At 32.6% G+C, this 19929-nt stretch carries 18 protein-coding genes, 1 other RNA gene and 1 pseudogene; 11 read left to right on the forward strand and 9 right to left on the reverse strand.

What is annotated here, in order from left to right:
- Both VGE71_RS01210 and VGE71_RS01215 read left to right on the forward strand, forming a co-directional pair.
- Positions 1 to 216, forward strand: a pseudogene (locus VGE71_RS01210) (N-acetyl-alpha-D-glucosaminyl L-malate synthase BshA); the annotation flags it as partial.
- 15 nt (positions 217 to 231) lie between these two features.
- Positions 232 to 654 (forward strand): protease complex subunit PrcB family protein, encoded by a 423-nt coding sequence (locus tag VGE71_RS01215; RefSeq protein WP_144219100.1) that lies wholly within the window; start codon positions 232 to 234, stop codon positions 652 to 654.
- A 147-nt stretch (positions 655 to 801) separates the two neighbouring features.
- On the opposite strand, the gene VGE71_RS01220 is transcribed toward VGE71_RS01215, so the two are convergent.
- Together VGE71_RS01220 and VGE71_RS01225 are read right to left on the reverse strand one after the other, a co-directional pair.
- Positions 802 to 1299 (reverse strand): hypothetical protein, encoded by a 498-nt coding sequence (locus VGE71_RS01220; RefSeq protein ID WP_331136670.1) that lies wholly within the window; start codon positions 1297 to 1299, stop codon positions 802 to 804.
- Between the two features lie 140 nt (positions 1300 to 1439).
- A complete protein-coding gene (locus VGE71_RS01225; protein ID WP_331136671.1) occupies positions 1440 to 2261 on the reverse strand; it encodes a UDP-2,3-diacylglucosamine diphosphatase in 822 nt (273 codons plus the stop codon).
- A 188-nt stretch (positions 2262 to 2449) separates the two neighbouring features.
- On the opposite strand from VGE71_RS01225, the gene aroC reads away from it, so the two are divergent.
- The 3 genes from aroC (at position 2450) to VGE71_RS01240 (ending at position 7133) form a co-directional block, all read left to right on the forward strand.
- The gene (aroC, locus tag VGE71_RS01230) at positions 2450 to 3508 is read left to right on the forward strand and encodes a chorismate synthase (protein WP_331136672.1); all 1059 of its coding nucleotides are present in this window, start codon (positions 2450 to 2452) and stop codon (positions 3506 to 3508) included.
- A 52-nt stretch (positions 3509 to 3560) separates the two neighbouring features.
- A complete protein-coding gene (locus tag VGE71_RS01235) occupies positions 3561 to 4823 on the forward strand; it encodes a dicarboxylate/amino acid:cation symporter (protein WP_331136673.1) in 1263 nt (420 codons plus the stop codon).
- A 126-nt stretch (positions 4824 to 4949) separates the two neighbouring features.
- Positions 4950 to 7133, forward strand: coding sequence for a response regulator (locus VGE71_RS01240; RefSeq protein WP_331136674.1), 2184 nt, complete (start codon positions 4950 to 4952; stop codon positions 7131 to 7133).
- On the opposite strand, the gene VGE71_RS01245 is transcribed toward VGE71_RS01240, so the two are convergent.
- Both VGE71_RS01245 and VGE71_RS01250 read right to left on the reverse strand, forming a co-directional pair.
- A complete protein-coding gene (locus VGE71_RS01245) occupies positions 7130 to 8377 on the reverse strand; it encodes a DEAD/DEAH box helicase (RefSeq protein ID WP_331136701.1) in 1248 nt (415 codons plus the stop codon). The two genes, VGE71_RS01240 and VGE71_RS01245, sit on opposite strands and share 4 nt — an antisense overlap.
- Positions 8378 to 8512: 135 nt before the next feature.
- Positions 8513 to 9550, reverse strand: coding sequence for a formimidoylglutamase (locus tag VGE71_RS01250; protein WP_331136675.1), 1038 nt, complete (start codon positions 9548 to 9550; stop codon positions 8513 to 8515).
- Between the two features lie 98 nt (positions 9551 to 9648).
- On the opposite strand from VGE71_RS01250, the gene VGE71_RS01255 reads away from it, so the two are divergent.
- Positions 9649 to 10527, forward strand: a complete 879-nt coding sequence (locus VGE71_RS01255; protein ID WP_144219108.1) for a hypothetical protein — start codon at positions 9649 to 9651, stop codon at positions 10525 to 10527.
- 323 nt (positions 10528 to 10850) lie between these two features.
- On the opposite strand, the gene hutI is transcribed toward VGE71_RS01255, so the two are convergent.
- The gene (gene hutI / locus VGE71_RS01260; RefSeq protein ID WP_331136676.1) at positions 10851 to 12089 is read right to left on the reverse strand and encodes an imidazolonepropionase; all 1239 of its coding nucleotides are present in this window, start codon (positions 12087 to 12089) and stop codon (positions 10851 to 10853) included.
- A gap of 94 nt (positions 12090 to 12183) precedes the next feature.
- Entirely contained in the window at positions 12184 to 13236 is a 1053-nt protein-coding gene (locus VGE71_RS01265; RefSeq protein WP_331136677.1) for a glutaminyl-peptide cyclotransferase, read from the reverse strand.
- 88 nt (positions 13237 to 13324) lie between these two features.
- Here VGE71_RS01265 and ffs point away from each other — a divergent pair.
- The 5 genes from ffs (at position 13325) to VGE71_RS01290 (ending at position 16158) form a co-directional block, all read left to right on the forward strand.
- An RNA gene (gene ffs / locus VGE71_RS01270) (signal recognition particle sRNA small type) lies at positions 13325 to 13422 on the forward strand.
- Positions 13423 to 13597: 175 nt separating this feature from the next.
- Positions 13598 to 14401, forward strand: coding sequence for an SDR family oxidoreductase (locus VGE71_RS01275; protein WP_331136678.1), 804 nt, complete (start codon positions 13598 to 13600; stop codon positions 14399 to 14401).
- 4 nt (positions 14402 to 14405) lie between these two features.
- Positions 14406 to 14612 (forward strand): hypothetical protein, encoded by a 207-nt coding sequence (locus tag VGE71_RS01280; protein WP_331136679.1) that lies wholly within the window; start codon positions 14406 to 14408, stop codon positions 14610 to 14612.
- Positions 14613 to 14919: 307 nt separating this feature from the next.
- Positions 14920 to 15576, forward strand: a complete 657-nt coding sequence (gene fsa, locus VGE71_RS01285; RefSeq protein WP_091493007.1) for a fructose-6-phosphate aldolase — start codon at positions 14920 to 14922, stop codon at positions 15574 to 15576.
- Between the two features lie 90 nt (positions 15577 to 15666).
- Positions 15667 to 16158: a hypothetical protein gene (locus VGE71_RS01290; RefSeq protein WP_331136680.1), complete on the forward strand. Its 492-nt coding sequence runs from the start codon at positions 15667 to 15669 to the stop codon at positions 16156 to 16158.
- 122 nt (positions 16159 to 16280) lie between these two features.
- On the opposite strand, the gene VGE71_RS01295 is transcribed toward VGE71_RS01290, so the two are convergent.
- The 3 genes from VGE71_RS01295 to VGE71_RS01305 form a co-directional block, all read right to left on the reverse strand.
- Complete coding sequence (locus VGE71_RS01295; RefSeq protein WP_331136681.1) at positions 16281 to 17750, reverse strand: MFS transporter; 1470 nt, start codon at positions 17748 to 17750, stop codon at positions 16281 to 16283.
- Positions 17751 to 17924: 174 nt separating this feature from the next.
- Positions 17925 to 18626 (reverse strand): LytR/AlgR family response regulator transcription factor, encoded by a 702-nt coding sequence (locus VGE71_RS01300; RefSeq protein ID WP_144219115.1) that lies wholly within the window; start codon positions 18624 to 18626, stop codon positions 17925 to 17927.
- Complete coding sequence (locus VGE71_RS01305; RefSeq protein ID WP_331136682.1) at positions 18616 to 19668, reverse strand: sensor histidine kinase; 1053 nt, start codon at positions 19666 to 19668, stop codon at positions 18616 to 18618. Before VGE71_RS01305 ends, VGE71_RS01300 begins: the two co-directional genes overlap by 11 nt.
- Between the last annotated feature and the right edge of the window lie 261 nt (positions 19669 to 19929).

Genomic DNA, 19929 nt, shown 5'->3' on the forward strand with positions numbered 1-19929 from the left:
AATTTTGATGGTTTTTCTGGGTATTTAAGCGATGTTGGAAATGTTGAAGAAATGGCTCAAAATGCTTTGAAAATATTAAAAGATGATACGATATTAAATCAGTTTAAGGCGAATGCTTTGGAAGTAGCCAGAAAATTTGATATTAAAAACATCCTGCCTAAATATGAAGCTTTATATCAAAAAGCAGTTGATGATTATAAGTATGAAAAACATTAATTTAAAAGGAGATAAATGAAAAAAGTAATTTCTGTTTTAGCAATTTTTGTTTTGATTTCGTGTGGAGTAAAAAAAGTGGAAAGTTCAAACGCCTTGTATGAAGTTTTGACTAAACAATCTGATGGTGGAGGAAATATTAAATTTTTCGAAATTCTGACAGAACCAAACGAAATTAAAATGCTTGAAAATGATCCGCTTTTGGCAGATAAGATGAAGAATCCGAATGTTCATGATTACAATTATGTGATTTTGAATATGGGTGAAAAAAACACAAGCGGTTATTCTATAGATGTTGAAAATGTTGAAGAGACAGATAAAAACATCATTATAACAGTAAAAGAAAATAGTCCTGCAAAAGATGCGATGACGATGCAAGTAATTTCTTATCCTTATACTGTGGTGAAAATTCATTCTAAAAAAGAAATTATTATTAAGTAAGTTAGAAGTAAAATGTTAGATGTTAGAAGTGATCTTTTCGTCTCGCTGAACAATATCGAAGCTTTTTTACTGTTAAGCTTAAATCATAAAAAAAACCTGTCGCTTGTAAACGACAGGTTTCTTCTTACAATTATTTTTTATTTTTATTTAGAATCTGAATTTAACGCCTAAACCAACGTCAAAACCAAAGTTGTCATCATCATAATATCCTGAACCAATTTCTGGTCTTGCGTCTAATGATAATGTTAAGGGTACTTCTTTAAATCTGTATTCGATACCAACATCTCCAGCTGCAAAAACGTAAGTTCCGCTATCTTTATATCTGTTATCGTTGAAACGGTAGTCGTAATCCCAAGCGGCTAAACCTCCACCGACACCAGCGTACCAGTTAAAACCTCCGTCAATATTCCAAACCCATTGGTAAAGTGCTACTCCTTTTATGGCATCAACATCTCTACTGTTTCTCCAGCCTAAATCGAATTCAAGTCTGTTTTTTTGATTTAATCCTAATTGGTAAGATACCTCACCTCCAAATCCGTTATTGTCTCCTAAACGTAATCCTAATGCGTGTTTTGAAATCTCTTGTGATTGAGCCGTAAATGCTAAACCAAAAAGCATAATGGCAGATAATATTATCTTTTTCATAAAATGGTTAAATTATTTTTTTCAAATTTATTATTACAGTTAAACAGAGAACGTATAATATTTTTGAAAATTGTTATATAATTCACATTTTATCGGGTGAAAAATCCAATATGCTCGCTGTGAAGCCTCTAAAGTAAAGATTATTTCAAAATTATAGAAGATATTAATTGTGATGTCAAAATGTCTTCCATTTCAAAAAGATTATCTTCTTCTACAAAATTACTTGCCTTGTATGAAAATAATTTCCAACGTTTTTTGTGGTATTCAAGGGCTGTTAAATTTTCAACCCAATCGCCAGAATTTAGGTATAATGTAGATCCGTGTTTGTTTTCTTTGGTCATAATTTTCGGTTCATGAATATGTCCGCAGATTACATAATCGTAATTTTTTTCAATTGCCAAATCGGTTGCAGTGGTTTCAAAATCAGAAATAAACTTAACTGCTTTTTTAACGCTGGCTTTGATTTTTTTAGAAAAAGAATAAGGTTCGCGTCCTAATTTTGATAAACACCAATTTACAAATCGGTTCATTAGAATTAAGTAATCGTAACCTAATCCGCCCAATTTTGCGATCCATTTAGAATGTTGTACAGAAGCATCAAAAACATCTCCATGGAAAATCCAAGCTTTTTTATCGTCTAATTCTAAAACTAATTTATCAACCAAAGCAAAATTTCCCATATTCATATCGCTGAATTTTCGAAGTATTTCGTCGTGATTTCCAGTGATGTAATACACTTTTGTTCCTTTAGAAGCCATTCCGATAATGCGCTGAATAACTCGTAAATGCGCTTTTGGAAAGTATGATTTTCTAAACTGCCAAGCATCAATAATATCGCCGTTTAAGACTAAAGTTTTGGGTTTAATGCTTGAAAGATAGTTGTTTAATTCTTTTGCGTGACTCCCGTAAGTTCCCAAATGGACATCAGAAAGAATGACCAATTCGACGTTTCTCTTTTTCAATTTTTCTTGATTTGAAGTTTTACAAATTAATGAAACTTTCATCAGATTGATTTTATCAAAAGGTTACGAAAAAGAGGATAATTTTACCAAATTGTGATTTTTAATCCATTTAATGTTTCGTTAATAATACCAGTTTTAAATTTTTTAATTTAATTCATAAAACTTACATTTGCTCAAAACAAAATACAATGGCAGGAAACAGCTTCGGCACACTATATAAAGTAACAACATTTGGAGAATCTCACGGTGAGGCTTTAGGCGGAATTATCGATGGATGCCCTCCGGGAATACAATTAGATTTTGAAGCAATTGAATTGGATATGGCTAGAAGAAAGCCAGGTCAGTCAGCAATTGTTACGCAAAGAAAAGAACCAGATGCAGTTCAGTTTTTATCTGGAATCTTTGACGGTAAAACTACTGGAACTCCAATCGGTTTTATTATTCCGAATACCAATCAAAAATCAGATGATTATTCGCATATAAAAGATAATTACAGACCAAGTCATGCTGATTATGTTTACGATCAGAAATATGGTTTCCGTGATTATCGCGGTGGTGGAAGAAGTTCTGCCAGAGAAACAGCGAGCAGAGTAGTGGCGGGAGCAATTGCAAAACAAATGTTGCCAGAAATTAAAATTAATGCTTATGTTTCTTCTGTTGGTCCAATTCATTTAGATACTCCTTATCAAGAATTGGATTTTTCTAAAATTGAAAGTAACCCTGTTCGTTGTCCAGACGAAAAATCGGCGGCGATTATGGAAGAATATATTCGTGATATTCGTAAGCAAGGTGATACTGTTGGAGGTGTTGTAACTTGTGTAATTCAGAATGTTCCGGTTGGTTTAGGAGAACCTGTTTTTGATAAACTTCATGCTGAATTAGGAAAAGCAATGCTTTCTATTAATGCGGTAAAAGGTTTTGAATATGGAAGTGGTTTCTCTGGTTCTGAAATGAAAGGAAGCGAGCATAATGACTTGTATAATCCTGACGGAACTACAAAAACAAATCTTTCAGGAGGTATCCAAGGCGGAATTAGCAACGGAATGGATATTTATTTTAGAGTAGCTTTTAAACCTGTTGCAACCATTATGCAGACTCAGGACTCATTAGATAATAAAGGTAACATTACACCAATGACAGGAAAAGGACGTCATGATCCATGTGTAGTGCCTCGCGCTGTGCCAATTGTAGAAGCAATGGCGGCAATTGTTTTGGCTGATTTTTATTTGATCAACAAAACATATTAGTAAAAGGTAAGACAGTGAGGGTCTTATATTTTAATAATCAAAAAATAAATTAATGCAAGAAGTTACAGAAACTAAAAAAAAATCATTTCTTTCAGGATTAACAGCGCAGATTATAATTGCGATGGTGCTTGGAGCTGTTCTCGGAATTATACTCCATAACACAATTTCGCCAGAAGCAGCACAGTCTTTTAGTACTAAAATTAAAATGCTGGCAACTGTTTTTATTCGTTTGGTGCAAATGATTATTTCTCCTTTGGTTTTTACAACATTAGTAGTAGGAATTGCAAAATTAGGAGATATTAAAACAGTTGGAAGAATTGGAGGAAAAGCTATTGGATGGTTTTTTACGGCATCGTTTATTTCTTTGTTAATTGGATTGTTTTATGTAAATGTTTTACAACCAGGAGTTGGTTTAAAACTGGAGCATGTTGATATGGCAACGGCTTCTGAAGTTACAGGTAAAACGCAAAATCTATCTTTTGAAAACTTTGTTGAGCATATTGTTCCAAAGAGTATCATAGAGGCTATGGCTACAAATGAAATTCTTCAGATTGTAGTATTTTCAATTTTCTTCGGATTAGCGGCAGCGTCTTTAGGATCTGCTGTAAAACCAATTGTTGGAGCTTTTGATAAGTTATCTCATATCGTTTTAAAAATGGTAAATTATGTAATGAACTTTGCTCCAATCGGAGTTTTTGGTGCCATTGCAGGAGTATTTGCTGTTAGAGATGCAAAAGAATTAGTGATTACTTATTTCAAATTCTTCGGTTCGTTTTTAATTGGTATTGGTACGCTTTGGATTATTTTGATCCTAGTTGGATATATTTTCCTAAGAGGAAGAATGACAGACTTATTAAAACGTATTATTGGGCCATTAGCGATTGCTTTTGGAACAACGAGTAGTGAAGCTGTATTTCCTAAATTAACAGAAGAATTAGAAGGTTTTGGAGTAAAAGATAAAATTGTTTCTTTTATGCTGCCACTTGGTTATTCTTTTAATCTTGACGGAAGTATGATGTACATGACTTTTGCCAGTATTTTTATTGCTCAGTTTTATAACGTGCATTTAGATTTAGGAACTCAAATGGCAATGCTTTTGGTTTTAATGCTTACCAGTAAAGGGATTGCAGGTGTTCCGAGAGCAAGTTTGGTTGTGGTTGCAGCAACTTGCGGGATGTTTGATATTCCGATTGAGGGAATCGCTTTAATTTTGCCAATTGACCACTTTTGTGATATGTTTAGAAGTGCAACCAATGTACTTGGAAATGCTTTAGCAACCTCTGTTGTAGGACAATGGGAAGAGAATAAAGAATAAAATTTAATACTAAGAATAGTATATTTATTGCTTAGTAATCATAATAATATTTGAAAAGCTGTATTTTTTTTGGAAATACAGCTTTTTTTTATTTTAAAGTGTATATTTGAGCAAATTAGCCGATTGATGCCCCACATACGGATTCTTTTACTTTTACTGTTTGCACTGAATTGCTGTGCCAATTCGGCAATATCTCAATCTAATTGTAACAGCGATCCTGATTTAGATAAACTTGTAAAAAAAGCACTCTTCAATTTTAGAGAATCCAATTTTGAGCAATCACTCAAAATCTCGAGAACTGCACTAAATGCTGCTACTTTAAATAAAGATTATTGTCTGATGTCTCGTTCTTACAATATCATTGCAGCCAATTATAACGAATTAACAGATTTTGATAAAGCAATTTTCTTCTACAAAAAAAGTCTGTATTACGCCGATAAAACCGAAAACGATTCCTTGAAAAGTAATGTCTATAATAATTTAGGCAACATGTATTGTTTTGAAAAAAAACAATTTGAAGACGGAATTCGATACTTCAAGAAATCTGTGGCTTATGCTCTTAAAATTAACAATTTAAAAGAAGTCTATTTTACCAATGTTAATATTGCATGGGCTTATTTTGATATCGGAAATTATGAACAAGGTTATCTTTTTTTAAAGTATATCAATAGTGCAAAAAATAAATATAGCGACGGCTCAACAGAGGTAATAGTCGAAATGCTGAATGGTATTTATTTAAGTCATAAAAATGATAATAAAGGGGCAAATGCCTATTTTTTGAAAGCTATTGAAGTAGGAAAAAAAGCTCAAGAAAAAACAGATTTATCTAGTGCTTATTTAGAATATTCAAAGTTTTTGAATAAAATTAATAAGCATAAAGAAGCTTATCAGGCTTTGATTAATTACAATGCTATTTCGGAAGATATTTATAGTGTAAAGAAGATTAAAAAAGCTTCAATTGCTGGACTTGGACTTGAACTCGATGAATACAAAAGGCAGATAAACAAAATAGAAAATGAGAAAGTAGAGCAATCTCAAAGCCTTAAGAAATCGAAAATTATTGTAATTCTTTTTGTACTTATTTCTCTAATACTTTTGTTTTTAATTATTACTCTGGTAAAGAATATTCGTTTCAAGAAAAGACACAATCTCGAGCTTTTAAAAGCAAAAGAAATTGCAGAGGAAGCCTCTTTGCTTAAAAGTCAATTTATTTCGACCATAAGCCATGAATTACGTACTCCTTTGTATGGAGTAGTGGGAATTACCAATATGTTGCTCGAAGAACATAAAGAACTTTCCAGAAGTCAGCATTTAAGTTCGCTAAAATTTTCGGCAAGATATCTTTTGTCTTTAGTGAATGATATTCTTCAAATTAATAAAATTGAAGAAAATAAAATTGTTTTGGAGAATTTGACTTTTAATATTTCGGATGAAATAACTGTAATTAAAAATTCGCTTTCTTTCCTTTCTCAGAAAAACAACAATAGAATATCGATCGATATTGATTCGACTATTCCTGAATATTTAATTGGTGACAAACTTCGTTTAGCCCAAATTTTAATGAATTTAGTGAGTAACGCTCTAAAATTTACGAAAGACGGTCAAGTTGAAATAATCGTTAAGTTGAGTAAAGTTGAGGGTAAAATGAATTACTTAGATTTCTTAATCAGAGATAATGGCGTTGGAATTGCCATTATGGATCAAAGTAAGATTTTTGAGAAATTTGTTCAGGTTGGAAGAAAAGATGAAGATTATCAAGGAACCGGATTGGGACTTAGTATTGTAAAAAGGTTATTAGGTCTTTTTGGAAGTGAAATTACTCTAGAAAGTGATTTAGGAAAAGGTACTTCATTTTCGTTTGAGATTGCATTTGAACATGATCTTGTCAAAACTCAAAGTATTATTGATGAGATAGAAGTGGACTTGACTTCATTCGAAGCGTATAAAATTTTAGTGGTTGAAGATAACTTAATTAACCAGCTTGTGACTAAAAAGATTATTGAAAAGAATAATTACGTCTGTAAAGTGGTTGATGATGGTTATGCTGCTCTTAAAGTTTTAGAAGAGGAAGTTTTTGATCTGATTTTAATGGATATCAATATGCCTATAATGAATGGTTTTGAAGCCACAAAAAGAATTCGTCTTGCAGGAATAGAAACGCCAATTGTAGCTTTGACAGCTTTTGATAAAGATGAAATAACAGACGAGGCGCTTTCGTCAGGGATGAATGATATTATTATAAAGCCTTTTGAACCCGTTAAATTGTTTAAAATTATCAATTACCTTATAAAAGAAAAAAGCGCTGTTTAGTACCAGCGCTTTTTATTTTTCTTAGAAGAATTAGATTTTCTTGATTTATGAGCTCCTCCGCTTCTGTTAGAGTTTTTTGGTTTTTCTCCCGCTTCAGGACTTCCTGAATGCCATTGATACGGATGATCAGTAATCGTTTTTACATCTACTTTTATTAATTTCTGAATGTCTTTCCAATAAGGCAATTCGTCTTTTCCACAGAAAGAAATCGCAATTCCGCCATTTCCTGCACGACCTGTACGTCCAATACGGTGTACATAAGTTTCAGGAATATTTGGTAAGTCAAAATTGATTACATAAGGCAGTTGCTCAATATCAATTCCTCTTGCTGCAATATCTGTTGCAACCAAAACACCAACTTCTTTGTTTTTAAAAGCATCTAAAACACGTTGTCTCGCGTTTTGTGATTTGTCTCCGTGAATTGCTTCCGCAGGAATGTCTTTTTTACGAAGCGCTTTTACAACATTGTCTGCGCCGTGTTTGGTTCTAGAGAAAACAAGTACATTTGATAAGTTTTCTTCCTTGATCAAAGTGTACAATAAGTTTCTTTTCTCTGTTTTGTCAACGAAATAAACGCGTTGTTCTACATTTTCGGCTGTTGATGAAACTGGCGAAACTTCTACTTTTTCAGGATCCTGAAGAAACATTTCTGCTAGTTCACGAATTGCAATTGGCATTGTAGCCGAGAAAAGTAACGTTTGTCTGTTTTTAGGCGTCAGTTTTATGATTTTTTTGACATCGTTGATAAAACCCATATCCAGCATCTGATCGGCTTCATCAAGCACTAAAGTGTGTAAATGATTTAAATCAAGAAAGCCTTGTTTGTGAAGGTCTAATAAACGTCCTGGCGTAGCAACTAAAATGTCAACTCCGTTTTTTAAAGTTTCAACTTGAGGGTTTTGAGAAACTCCACCAAAAATAGTCAACTGTGTTAAATTGGTGTATTTAGCGTAAGTATCAAAACTTTGTCCAATTTGAACGGCAAGTTCGCGGGTAGGGGTAACTACAAGTGCACGAATTTGTTTTGCTTTTTTTGATGAACCGACAATTCGGTGTAATTGATGTATAATTGGGATGGCAAATGCTGCCGTTTTTCCTGTTCCTGTCTGAGCGCAGCCAATTAAATCACGTCCTTCTAAAACAACAGGAATTGATTTTTCCTGAATAGGAGTCGGATTTAAATAGCCTTCTTCAAATACGGCTCTTTGTATACTTTTTGAAAGTGATAAATCTTCGAATAACATATCTTTGGTATTAAGTATTTTAGTTTTAAGTACTAAAATGCCGTGCAAAGATAGTTTTATTCGGCCAATCGTTTGTTTGAATTGGCTTTTATTTGGCAAAACCATATTGTTTTACAATTTGGTTCTGCCTATTAATTAGTCTTTTTCGATGTTTGCCTTGATAAAATCGGTTACTAAATATCCAATTAATTTTCCAATCAAATTGTGATTTGGAGAATTGTCTAAATCGGGTGCACCTTCGCAGATATGAAGATAAGCTGCATTTTTATGCTCACCAAAAAAGGAAACAAACTGTCTTAGTTCTTCAACAGAAAATCCGCTAATGGTCATAGCACTGCTGGCGATATTAGGAATAGCGTCTAAGTCAATTTCAATCCCGAAAGCATCATTTTTAATAAAATCCAAAGCTGTAATCATTTCACGATTAAAATCTTTTTCTTTTCTAATGTTAACGCTGTCGTAGGTGTTATAACGAACTCTGTCTTCCAATTTTTTGATGATATCCAAAACACTTTTTGAAGTGTAATTTTCATGAAGACCAAAAATGAAATATTTTTTCAAGAAACCTTCCTCGTAAGCATAAGAAAACCCGTTTCCGCTATGACGTCCTTCTAGGATTCTAAAATCAGAATGAGCATCAAAATTAATGGCATTTACTGGTTTTCCTTTTGCTAAGGCAGCACCTTTAATATTTCCGTATGCATTATTGTGGCCTCCGCCAATAATAATAGGCGTTTTTCCAGCTTTAATAATAGTAAATATAATATGAGATACCTCTTTGTCTATTTTTTCTACTAACTGACTCAGTTTAGAACGATCGTCAACGTCATTAAAATCTAAGTTTTCGACTTCGCGCATTTCGTCAGCAACATTAATATGACCCAGAATTATGATGTTGCTTCCTTTAGAAAATCTATTGTGCTGAATGTTTGCAATGCTTTTTATAGCACATTGCCATGCAGAAGCAGCTCCAGGTCTTCCATAATTAGCTCTTATGCCAATATCTTCAGGAATTCCAAGAAGGACATATTTAGCTTCACTTTCTTTAAGAAAATTAAGTTTGTCAGCTCCGGGTGGAATGACAATCATTTTCTCTCCAAACTTTATTTCACCGCTTCGATGATTTGTGACTTTTGCTAAATCATTTATAGTGAAAGGGATTAATTTCTCCATTAAAAAAATTTATTTTCCAAAAATAATATAATTGTAGAAACTTACGTTATTACCTTATATTAATTCTTAAATTTGTTATTAAAGAAAATTTTTTAAATATGGAAAACCCAAAGAACAACAATTCAAGTCTAAAGGCGGTAATCGCAGTTTTAGCAGTCCTACTGATTGGTAGCTTAGTGTATATTTTTAAATTATCTTCTGACTCAGAAGTAGTTAAGACAGAACTTACGACAAGTTTAACAGAGAAAGAATCTGTTATGAAAGATTTACAGGAATTGAAAGCAACTTATGATGCTGCAATTGCTGAAAACACTTCTATGTCTGACGAATTAATCCAGGAGAGAGATAAAGTAGTTGCTTTAATGGATGATTTGAACAAGTCTAAAGGAGATGTTTCTAAATACAGATCTCAGGTTCAGGCAATGCAGAGTAAAATGAAAACTTTAGTTGCTGAAAACGATGAGTTGAAAAAACAAAATGGTGTTTTAACAACTCAAAGAGATAGTACAATTGTAGTTTTAGGAGAATCTAAAAAATACAACGAAGTATTGGTTGGTCAAAACGAGGAACTAGCTAAAACGGTAGAAAAAGGTTCTAAATTATCTGTTTTAAATACAAAAACTTCTGCTTACAAATTGAAAAGCTCAGGAAAACAAATTGAAACAGATAAAGCTAGTCGTGCTGATATTTTAAAAGTAAGTTTTACAATTGCTGAAAACCAAATTGCAAAATCTGGTGATAAAACATACTATGTTCAGGTAATTGACGCTAAAAACAATGTTTTAGGTGAAAAGAAAACAGAAAGTTTTGGAGATAACTCTTTAACTTACAGTTTTAAAACTACTGTAAAATATGAAAACAAAAGTGTAAATGTAAGTGAAGATCTTCCTGGTAAAGATTTTGCAAAAGGAACTTACTTCATCAATGTTTTTGATAATGACGAATTAGTTTCTAAAACTAGTTTCAGCTTAAGATAATTGCCTAAAGGGATAAAATACCACTTTGATATTAAAGGTCTGTGCATTTTCACAGACCTTTTTTTATGGAGTTTAGTGGTTATTCCGTAGAGATGTTTGTTTATAGACCAGATTATCATTTTTAGAAATCAAGTGTTCCTAAGGAACACAATTTGAAACATATATTCTTTTTTACCAACCAGATATTCCTACGGAATAGTTGAATGCAATTTATTGGTAAAATGAAATAAAATTAATTTCAGCGAATTTGTTACTATTAATCAGTGATTATCCGTGTTTTCGCAAGGCGAATCTGTTTTATCCGCGTACTATTTCACTACGAACTATTCTAAAATTTTTCCATCCACAAAAACAGATTCGATTAAATTGCTTCCAAAAGCGTAAGGAATCTGGTAATATGACGAAATAGGTTTTGTAAGGATCAGATTGGCTTTTTTGCTTTTGGTAATACTTCCGTGAGTATCTGAAAGTCCCATGGCATAAGCTCCGTTTATTGTAGCTGCGTTAATGGCTTCTTCTGGTGTCATTTTCATTTTAATACAAGCTGTGGCCACAACAAAATTCATATTTCCGGATGGAGTAGAGCCTGGATTGAAATCGGTTGCCAATGCTAAAGGTAATCCAGCTTTTATCATTTCGCGAGCTGGAGTGTATGGAATACTTAAAAAATAAGAACAAGAAGGTAAAGCTACTGGCATTGTTTCAGTTTCTTTTAAAGCTTCGATATCTTCCATGTTCATAACTTCTAAATGATCGACAGAAAGGGCGTTAAATTTAACTCCTGCCTGAATTCCGCCAATAGAATTGAATTGGTTTACATGGATTTTAGGTTTTAGGCCAAATTCAATTCCTGCCTGCATGATTTTTTCGGTTTCTTCGACAGAAAAATAGCCACTTTCGCAGAAAACATCGACATAATCTGCAAGTTTGTTTTTTGCAATTTCGGGAATCATTTTAGAAATGATTTCTTCAATATATCCAGCTTTGTTGTCCTTGTAATGTGTCGGAAAAGCATGAGCACCTAAAAAAGTAGCTTTAATTGAAATAGGATAGTTTTCTGCCAGTTTTTTTATTACACGAAGCATTTTTAATTCGCCTTCAATTGTTAGGCCGTAACCTGATTTTATTTCTACAGCTCCGGTTCCTAAATGCATGACTTCTTCTAAACGAAGCTTGGATTGTTCGTAGATTTCTTCTTCAGAGGTTTCGTTTAGTTTTTTGGCAGAATTTAAAATACCACCACCGCGATTCGCAATTTCTTCATAAGAAAGTCCGTTGATGCGGTCTACAAATTCCTGTTCGCGATTTCCCGCATAAACAATATGAGTATGACTGTCGCACCAGGAAGGAAGAACAACTTTTCCTGTAGCGTCTATAGTTATATCAGCATTCATTTTAGGAAGATTTTCCATCGAACCAAAATCGGCAATAAGATCGTTTTCTAAAACTATAAAAGCATTTTTAATACTTGGAAGTATCGCCATTTCAGAACCTGAAACTTTATGGATTGAAGTTTCACGAACTTGTAATAATTCTTGTATGTTGGTGATTAAAGTGATCATTGATATGAATTGTTATAAAACACAAATTTCACAAATTAGCACTAAATAATTAGTGAAATCTGTGAAATTCGTATTTTTTGATTTTTTGTTCTAATTATTCTGAAACAGCTATTTCAAACATTTTGCTCCAGTTTTTACCTGTTACAAAAATGGTTTTAGTTTTAGGATTGTAAGCAATTCCGTTTAAAACATCGTCTTTAGTAATATCGGTCATTGTTTTACGTAAATCAGACAGGTTTAGAATTCCTTCAACAGCTCCGTTAGCAGGATTTACAACAGCAATAGCATCTTTAAACCAGACATTGGTATAGATTTTTCCATTAATCCATTCTAGTTCGTTAACAGCTTTGATTTTGGTATCTCCTGAGTAAACGTTAATATAGTCTATCATTTTTTGTGTTGCAGGATCAACTTTCCAAATTTTCTCAGTTCCGTCAGTTTGGTAAATGTATTTGCCGTCGTTTGTCATTCCCCAACCTTCAATATCTTTTTCGTAATCAAAAGTTTTTTCCAGTTTTAGTGTTTTAGCATTGTAGATAAAACCTTTTTTGTTTTTATAAGTTAATTGGAATAATTTACCATTTATAAAAGTAATTCCTTCTCCAAAATATTGTTGGTCAAGATCAATTTGTTGAAAGACTTTACCTGTTTTGTAATCATATTTTTTAATGAAAGAAGCACCTTCTTGTCCTGTACTTTCGTATAAAGTATCGTTGTAAAACTCAAATCCTTCTGTAAAAGCTTTTTTGTCGTGAGGAAAAGTGTTTACGACTTTATACTTTAATAATTTTGGTTGTATATCTGAAACGACTTCGATTCTTTTGGTTGCATCAGAAGAGTCTCCTCCAAAATAAACTTTTGCTTTTAAGTATTGATATCCTAATTTTTGATCAATTAATTCAAATTTAAATTCTGCGGCACCTTTTGTACTTCCAACTCTTTGGTCGTTTATGAAGTAGGCAACGCTATCAATTTCTTTCGATTTTGGATTTAAAATACCGATTGTAAGCGATTCTTTTGGCGTAAAATGAGCCGGAAAAGCAGAATCATCGATATTAAATAAAGAATTTTCACTTTTATTTTTATCTCCACATCCAATTAATGTGATTCCTAATAAAATGATGCCTAGGAAGTTATGTTTTTTCATGATTTAAAATTTGAATAATGCAATATACGATGTTATTTTTATAGCAACAAAGGTCTTGCAAAAATATAAAAAGGTTGTATATTTGCACCGGCAAGTCCTACACGACCAGCTCCTGCAGACTCCCCCAGGATGGGAACATAGCAAGGGTACGCGGTTGAGCGGTGCGATGTAGGTCGCTTGCCATTTTTTTTAGAATAAATTTAATTTGTAATCTTCCTTTTCAGGAGGATTTTTTTATTTTTGGACATTCTGAAGTTAGATGTTATTGGTTAGAAGTTAAATGTTGAGCTTTTGTATAATGCTTAAAATAATACCATTTCCAAAACTCATAACTTAATAACCCATAACTTATAAATAAAAAATGAGTAAAGTCGTTTTAATTACTGGAGGATCATCAGGGATTGGGAAATCTATTGGTGAATTTTTACACCAGAAAGGTTTCGTTGTGTACGGAACGAGCAGAAATCCTGAAAAAGTTTTAAACTCTGTTTTTCCTTTAGTTGCTTTAGATGTTCGAAATTCGGAATCGATTCAAAATGCTGTTTCAAGAATTATAGAAACTTCTGGCAGATTAGATATCGTTATAAATAATGCGGGAGTTGGTATTACGGGACCTTTGGAAGAGATTCCGACAGAAGAAATTCGAAATAATTTTGAAACGAATTTCTTTGGACCAATTGAAGTTATGAAAGCGGCATTACCACAAATGCGTAAACAAAATTCGGGACTTATTATTAATATTACTTCTATTGCTGGGTATATGGGGCTTCCGTACAGAAGTGTTTATTCTGCATCAAAAGGTGCTTTGGAATTGATTACCGAAGCTTTAAGAATGGAAGTGAAAGCTTTTGGTGTTGAAATTACCAATGTTGCTCCTGGAGATTTTGCTACCAATATTGCGGCAGGACGTTATCACGCGCCACTTATCAAGGATTCTGCTTATGAAAAGGTTTATGGAGATGTTTTGGCAACGATGAACGATCATGTTGATGCAGGAAGTAATCCGAATGAAATGGCCGAAGCGGTTTATAAAATTATTCAGACTAAGAAGCCCAATGTACATTATAAAGTCGGCGCTTTTATGCAGAAGTTTTCGATTGTATTGAAACGTGCGCTTCCGGACAAGGTTTATGAAAAGATGTTAATGAATCACTATAAATTATAAAATTATGGATAAGTTGAGTGAGTTTGTGCCTACTATTTTCGGCGTTTTAGTTATTGTTTTTATTTGGTTTGTACTTCGCAGAATACTTGGTGCTATTAGCGATAAGATTAATAATTCTGAAATTCATAGAGAAGAAACCTTAAAATTTTTGGAAGAAATTAGAAATGAATTGAAAGAATTAAATAAAAAGAATTCTTCGGGACAGTTTTAAGTCAAATGTCTCAGCAGATTTTGAGAAAAGAATACAGGCTTTTTTGAAAACAAGGTAAAATTTACTGTTTGTACTTATTTTGTGAATTTTAAGATAATTTACAAATTGATCTTGTTTTTGAAATTGTTATTGGTATTGATTTCGTAATTTTGCACCTGAATTTGCGTGAGGGATAGAAGCTAACTACCGAAGTAGTGCGGATAGCCCGACCATATTTGGAAAAGGCGCTCATACCCGTTCTGATGAGTGCGCCTTTTGCAAATTTGGGCACGCCCAATTAATCAACACAATTTAAATAATATAAATTATGAAATTTTTTATTGACACAGCTAATTTAGCTCAAATTAAAGAAGCACAGGCTTTAGGTGTTTTGGATGGTGTAACAACTAACCCATCATTGATGGCAAAAGAAGGAATTACTGGAAAAAACAATATCTTAAAGCATTATGTTGACATTTGCAATCTTGTTGAAGGTGACGTAAGTGCTGAAGTTAATGCCCTTGATTTTGAAGGAATGGTTAAAGAAGGCGAGGAGTTAGCTGAATTACATGACCAAATCGTTGTAAAACTTCCAATGACTAAGGAAGGTGTTATGGCTGCAAAATATTTTTCTGATAAAGGAATTAAAACTAACGTAACTCTTGTTTTCTCTGTAGGACAAGCTATCTTGGCTGCAAAAGCGGGAGCTACTTATGTTTCTCCGTTTGTTGGTCGTTTAGATGATATTTCTACTGATGGATTGAATTTGATTCAGGAAATTAGAGAGGTTTACGATAACTACGGTTACGAAACTCAAATTTTAGCGGCTTCTGTACGTCATACAATGCATATTGTTAACTGTGCTAAAATTGGTGCAGATGTTATGACAGGACCTCTTTCTGCAATTTACGGATTGTTGAAACATCCTTTAACTGATATCGGTTTAGCTCAGTTTGTTGCTGACTTCGAGAAAGGAAACAAGTGATCCTTAGATACTTACAAAATTTTAATCGCCTTTTTTCTAACGAGAAAAGGCGATTTTTTTTACTTTTATATGAAACTTAAATAGCTGATTATGAAAGTACTATTGATTGTGTTGTGTTTTTTTGTTAGTTTTTTAATAAATGCTCAGGCTAAAATTATTACTTCTGTAAATGACGCGGGAGATGTAGCAACTTATGAGCTGGATTGTTCGGTTCGGTTTCAAAGTTTGGCAAAAGGACTTCGGTATAATATTACCAGACATGAGTTTAAAGGGCCAGAAATGAAAAATAGTTATAGGTTGCTTTTGGTAATGGATGGTTTTTATTCTAAAACGTTGAATAAAGAAATGACTATTTCGGCAGTTTTAAGTGATGGAACTGTTTTGGAAGCCAGAAAAATTATTGAAGATGACGGATTTTTTGATGGTGCTTGTACTTTGAAAATTAAAGATCCTAAAGCTCTTTTAAAAGCCGATATTGACAAAGTAATAGTCCATGCAGATAAAGATGTAGTTTATTCGATTTCGGAGCCTAATAAGACACTTTTTAAAAAGAATCTAGAGAATATTATAAAGGCTAAATAAAGGTTCTGAGGTTCTAAGTTTTTAAGATGCTGAGATTTTCTTTTTTAATCTTTTGTATAAAAAAAATCCAAATTCCTATTGGAGATTGGAATTTGGATTTTTTTATATTGATATTTTAAATTTTAGTGTCCACCGCCACCGCCTTCAACGTGGCTGATACCTTGTTTCTTTAAGATTTTTGGACAGTAGAAACCGTAGAATCCTAAATAAGCAAAACCAAGTAATGGTACGATGTATGAGAAGTGTGTGTAAGTAATTCCGAAAATTCCGTTCGGATTTGTTGCATCTAAATCACAGATACTTCCTTGTAAAAGTGGAATTACACCACCTCCAAGAATCATCATAATTAAGAAAGAAGATGCTTTTCCTGTGTTTTTTCCTAAACCTGCAATCGCTAAATCGAAGATTGAAGGCCACATGATAGACAAGAATAATCCGCCAGAAATAAAGAAGAATTTAGCAATTTCTGGGTTTGGCCAAACTAATCCTAAGATCATCATGGTTAATCCTGAAATTCCGAAAAGCATTAATGTTTTTCCAGCGTTTTTACCACCAACGAAACTTACGCCAATAAATAACAAAATCCAGAATGGGTAAATGTAGAATGAAGAAACGTCGTGTGCTGCAAAGATGTTAGCACCAATGATTACTCCGAATGCTACAGCAGGAACGATAAATTTAAGTGCTGTGTTTACTAAGTTTGAAGTGTTGAAAACGTTAACTCCACCATTCCAACGTCCGATCATTAAACTTCCCCAGTAAAGCGCGATAAATGGTGCAATTGCGTCTTCTAAGATGTTTCCGAATTCGTTAGTGTGTAATAATGCAGGTAAATTACTGATGATCGTAACCTCAGTTCCAACATAAATAAAAATTCCTAACATACCCAAGTACAATTGTGGATAGTCAAGAATGTTGAATTTACTGTGTGCATCTTTAATTACGGCTTCTTCCTCTTTTGCTGGATTTTCGATTTTGGAGAAATTCATGAAAATAGCAACGGCAATAAAGGCAAGACCTAAAATGATGAATGGCAATTTAATATCTTCTAATGAAAGAGCTGTTTTTTTGTTGTCTCCCATTCCGAATAAAGCAATTCCTAATAAGATTGCTCCAATTGTTGTTCCGAAAGAGTTGATTCCTCCGGCAAGAGTTAAACGGTGTGCTCCAGTTTCAGGGCTTCCCATTTTAATAGCTAAAGGATTTGCAACAATTTGCTGGATAGAGAATCCTAAACCTACTGTAAACAAGGCTGTTAAAAAGAAAGGGAAACTTTGAATTGTAGCTGCAGGAACGAATAAAAATGAACCAACAGCCGACAAGATTAATCCTGCGGATAATGTTCTTTTGTATCCGTATTTTTGTAAAACATCTACTTTTAAGGAAACTATAAAAAATATAATTGATCCGACAAAGTATGCTGCATAAAATGCCCAGGCTACTAATTGTGATTGTACTTGCGATAAAGTAAATACTTTTTTGAATACTGGAATCAGGATGTCATTGGCAGACCCAACAAAACCCCAAAAGAAGAAGACGATTATCAACGAGATAAACTGCCCCCATTTGGTTTGCACATTTTCTGAACTCATAATAATAAGGTTAATTTTTTATTTTATTGTTTTTTGAAGACCGTAAATATATTTGTTAGGAGTATCAAAAAAAAATAAAAAGGCATAAATAATGTTAAATTTAAACCAACGACCGTGTTTTTTCAACAAAGTGTTAATTTTAACCTACTTAGAAAATGTAATTCGCAATTATATTTATTCCAATATCTTATTTTTGACCTCTTTACTGTAGTTTCGGCCTATCGGAATGTTATAAGATTGGATTTGAACGCGGTTTCCTTCTATCGATTTTACCTTGTTTAGCGCAATGACATAAGATTTATGAATTCTAAGGAAGCGTTCTGCTGGTAATTCTTCGGATAAAGATGTAAGAGATTTATGAGTAATATAGGTTTTATCTGGGGTGACAACTTTTATATATTCTTTCATTCCTTCCACAAACAGAATTTCTTCAATATTAATTTTCATCATTTTTTTATCGACTTTAATGAAAATATGTGAATCACCTTTTGCGGTTTCAACTTTAATATTGTTTTTAAGATTGTATTCGGTTGTGATTTTATTGATGCATTTTATAAATCTCGGAAGCGGAATAGGTTTTACTAAATAATCTAGCACATCGAGATCATAACTTTCGGCTGCAAATTCTCTAAAAGCTGTTGTAATAATAACTTTGGTTTTGCTTTCTATAAGACTTATTAATTCAAAACCAGTCATCATTGGCATGTTGATGTCTAAAAATACGGCATCTACCGGTGTACTGTTAATGAAATCCAATGCCTCCAGAGAATTATTGAACGTAGCAATTACTTCAAAATCTGTAAAATTGGTGAAATAATTTTGCAGGACTTTGATTGCTAAAGGTTCATCATCAATTAATACACATTTAATCTTCATTCTGAGTAGGTATTTGTAATCGGATTATGTAGAAATTTAGTTTGGTTTTCTGTTTAAGGCTGAAATTGTTTCTATAAATAAGTTTTAGTCTCTTTTTAGTATTGACTAAGCCAATTCCTCTTTTTGGATTATCATCTTGTGAAATTACAAAATTATTTAAGATTTCAAAATCAAGGATTTTATTGTCGACAACTTTACAATTGATCTTTATTTTTAAGTTTTTGTTGTTTAAACCGCCGTGTTTAAAGGCATTTTCGACCAATGAAATAAAAATTAGCGGTGGTACGACAACATCTTCAATATTCGATTCTAGATTTATGGTAACTTCTACATTTTCAAAACGTAGTTTTTCAATTTCAATATAATTCTGAATATAATCGATCTCTTTTAGTAAAGGAACAAATTTGGTTCCTTTCACATCATAAAGAACGTATTCCATTAAATTGGAAAGTTTGATAATTACATCAGGAACTTTTTTGGAAGATTCTAATGAAAGAGCATATAAATTATTTAAAGTATTGAAGAAAAAATGTGGCTGGATCTGATTTTCAAGATATTTTAGTTTAATCTTAAACTGATTTTCTCTTAGTGATCTGTTCCTTTCTCTTTCACGTAGCCACGTCAAAGTCAGATAAACGGATGATGCCATTGCGAGAACGTACAATTCGCCAATACAAACTGCTACAATATGATTGATTTCGAAAGGATGATATTCGCGATTGGCTTCGGGCCAGATATTTTCGGATATAATGTAATAAGTAAGTGCTGTTTTTAGCAGATAAATTGCAAATAAACTCAGTAAAAGCAAAAAAGTGTACATAATATACTTTTGCTTTAAAACATATTTTGGAACCAAAACAAATAAATTCAAATACACTAATGGAATTACTAATGAAAATTCGATTAAGTTGGATTTGAATGCATAAGGATAATCATTAAAGTAAGCTCCCCATCTTAAAAAGTTCAAAGTAAAATAGACTCCCCAAAACCAAATATGATTTTGCAGTTTGATATCAAATTTAACTTTTCTTATTTCTTTCAACTGATTGTAGTTATTTGGAGGATTTTGGTTTTTCTTAACAATATTGAAATATTGTGCAACTTTAAACAATTAAAGGCAAAGTCACAATTTTTTTGAATAAAATTTTGCAATTAAACGAGATTGGTGTTTTATTTTTTAAATAGAACGTTTTCGTAAAACGCATTATTGAATAATTTATGTCGTTGGTTTAAATTTTATTGTCGTTGGTTTAATTTATTTTTTTTAACAATGTCTTAAGAATAATTTTACTTCATAACTAAC

Source organism: Flavobacterium sp., from assembly GCF_036405015.1.
In the GTDB taxonomy this organism is placed as follows: Bacteria; Bacteroidota; Bacteroidia; order Flavobacteriales; family Flavobacteriaceae; genus Flavobacterium.

What these genes read in the sequence shown, in the direction of transcription:
- VGE71_RS01215 (WP_144219100.1), top strand. Translation starts at nt 232, where the DNA reads ATGAAAAAAGTAATTTCTGTTTTAGCAATTTTTGTTTTGATTTCGTGT.
- VGE71_RS01220 (WP_331136670.1), bottom strand. Translation starts at nt 1,299, where the DNA reads ATGAAAAAGATAATATTATCTGCCATTATGCTTTTTGGTTTAGCATTT.
- aroC (WP_331136672.1), top strand. Translation starts at nt 2,450, where the DNA reads ATGGCAGGAAACAGCTTCGGCACACTATATAAAGTAACAACATTTGGA.
- VGE71_RS01235 (WP_331136673.1), top strand. Translation starts at nt 3,561, where the DNA reads ATGCAAGAAGTTACAGAAACTAAAAAAAAATCATTTCTTTCAGGATTA.
- VGE71_RS01240 (WP_331136674.1), top strand. Translation starts at nt 4,950, where the DNA reads ATGCCCCACATACGGATTCTTTTACTTTTACTGTTTGCACTGAATTGC.
- VGE71_RS01245 (WP_331136701.1), bottom strand. Translation starts at nt 8,377, where the DNA reads ATGTTATTCGAAGATTTATCACTTTCAAAAAGTATACAAAGAGCCGTA.
- VGE71_RS01250 (WP_331136675.1), bottom strand. Translation starts at nt 9,550, where the DNA reads ATGGAGAAATTAATCCCTTTCACTATAAATGATTTAGCAAAAGTCACA.
- VGE71_RS01255 (WP_144219108.1), top strand. Translation starts at nt 9,649, where the DNA reads ATGGAAAACCCAAAGAACAACAATTCAAGTCTAAAGGCGGTAATCGCA.
- hutI (WP_331136676.1), bottom strand. Translation starts at nt 12,089, where the DNA reads ATGATCACTTTAATCACCAACATACAAGAATTATTACAAGTTCGTGAA.
- VGE71_RS01265 (WP_331136677.1), bottom strand. Translation starts at nt 13,236, where the DNA reads ATGAAAAAACATAACTTCCTAGGCATCATTTTATTAGGAATCACATTA.
- VGE71_RS01275 (WP_331136678.1), top strand. Translation starts at nt 13,598, where the DNA reads ATGAGTAAAGTCGTTTTAATTACTGGAGGATCATCAGGGATTGGGAAA.
- VGE71_RS01280 (WP_331136679.1), top strand. Translation starts at nt 14,406, where the DNA reads ATGGATAAGTTGAGTGAGTTTGTGCCTACTATTTTCGGCGTTTTAGTT.
- fsa (WP_091493007.1), top strand. Translation starts at nt 14,920, where the DNA reads ATGAAATTTTTTATTGACACAGCTAATTTAGCTCAAATTAAAGAAGCA.
- VGE71_RS01290 (WP_331136680.1), top strand. Translation starts at nt 15,667, where the DNA reads ATGAAAGTACTATTGATTGTGTTGTGTTTTTTTGTTAGTTTTTTAATA.
- VGE71_RS01295 (WP_331136681.1), bottom strand. Translation starts at nt 17,750, where the DNA reads ATGAGTTCAGAAAATGTGCAAACCAAATGGGGGCAGTTTATCTCGTTG.
- VGE71_RS01300 (WP_144219115.1), bottom strand. Translation starts at nt 18,626, where the DNA reads ATGAAGATTAAATGTGTATTAATTGATGATGAACCTTTAGCAATCAAA.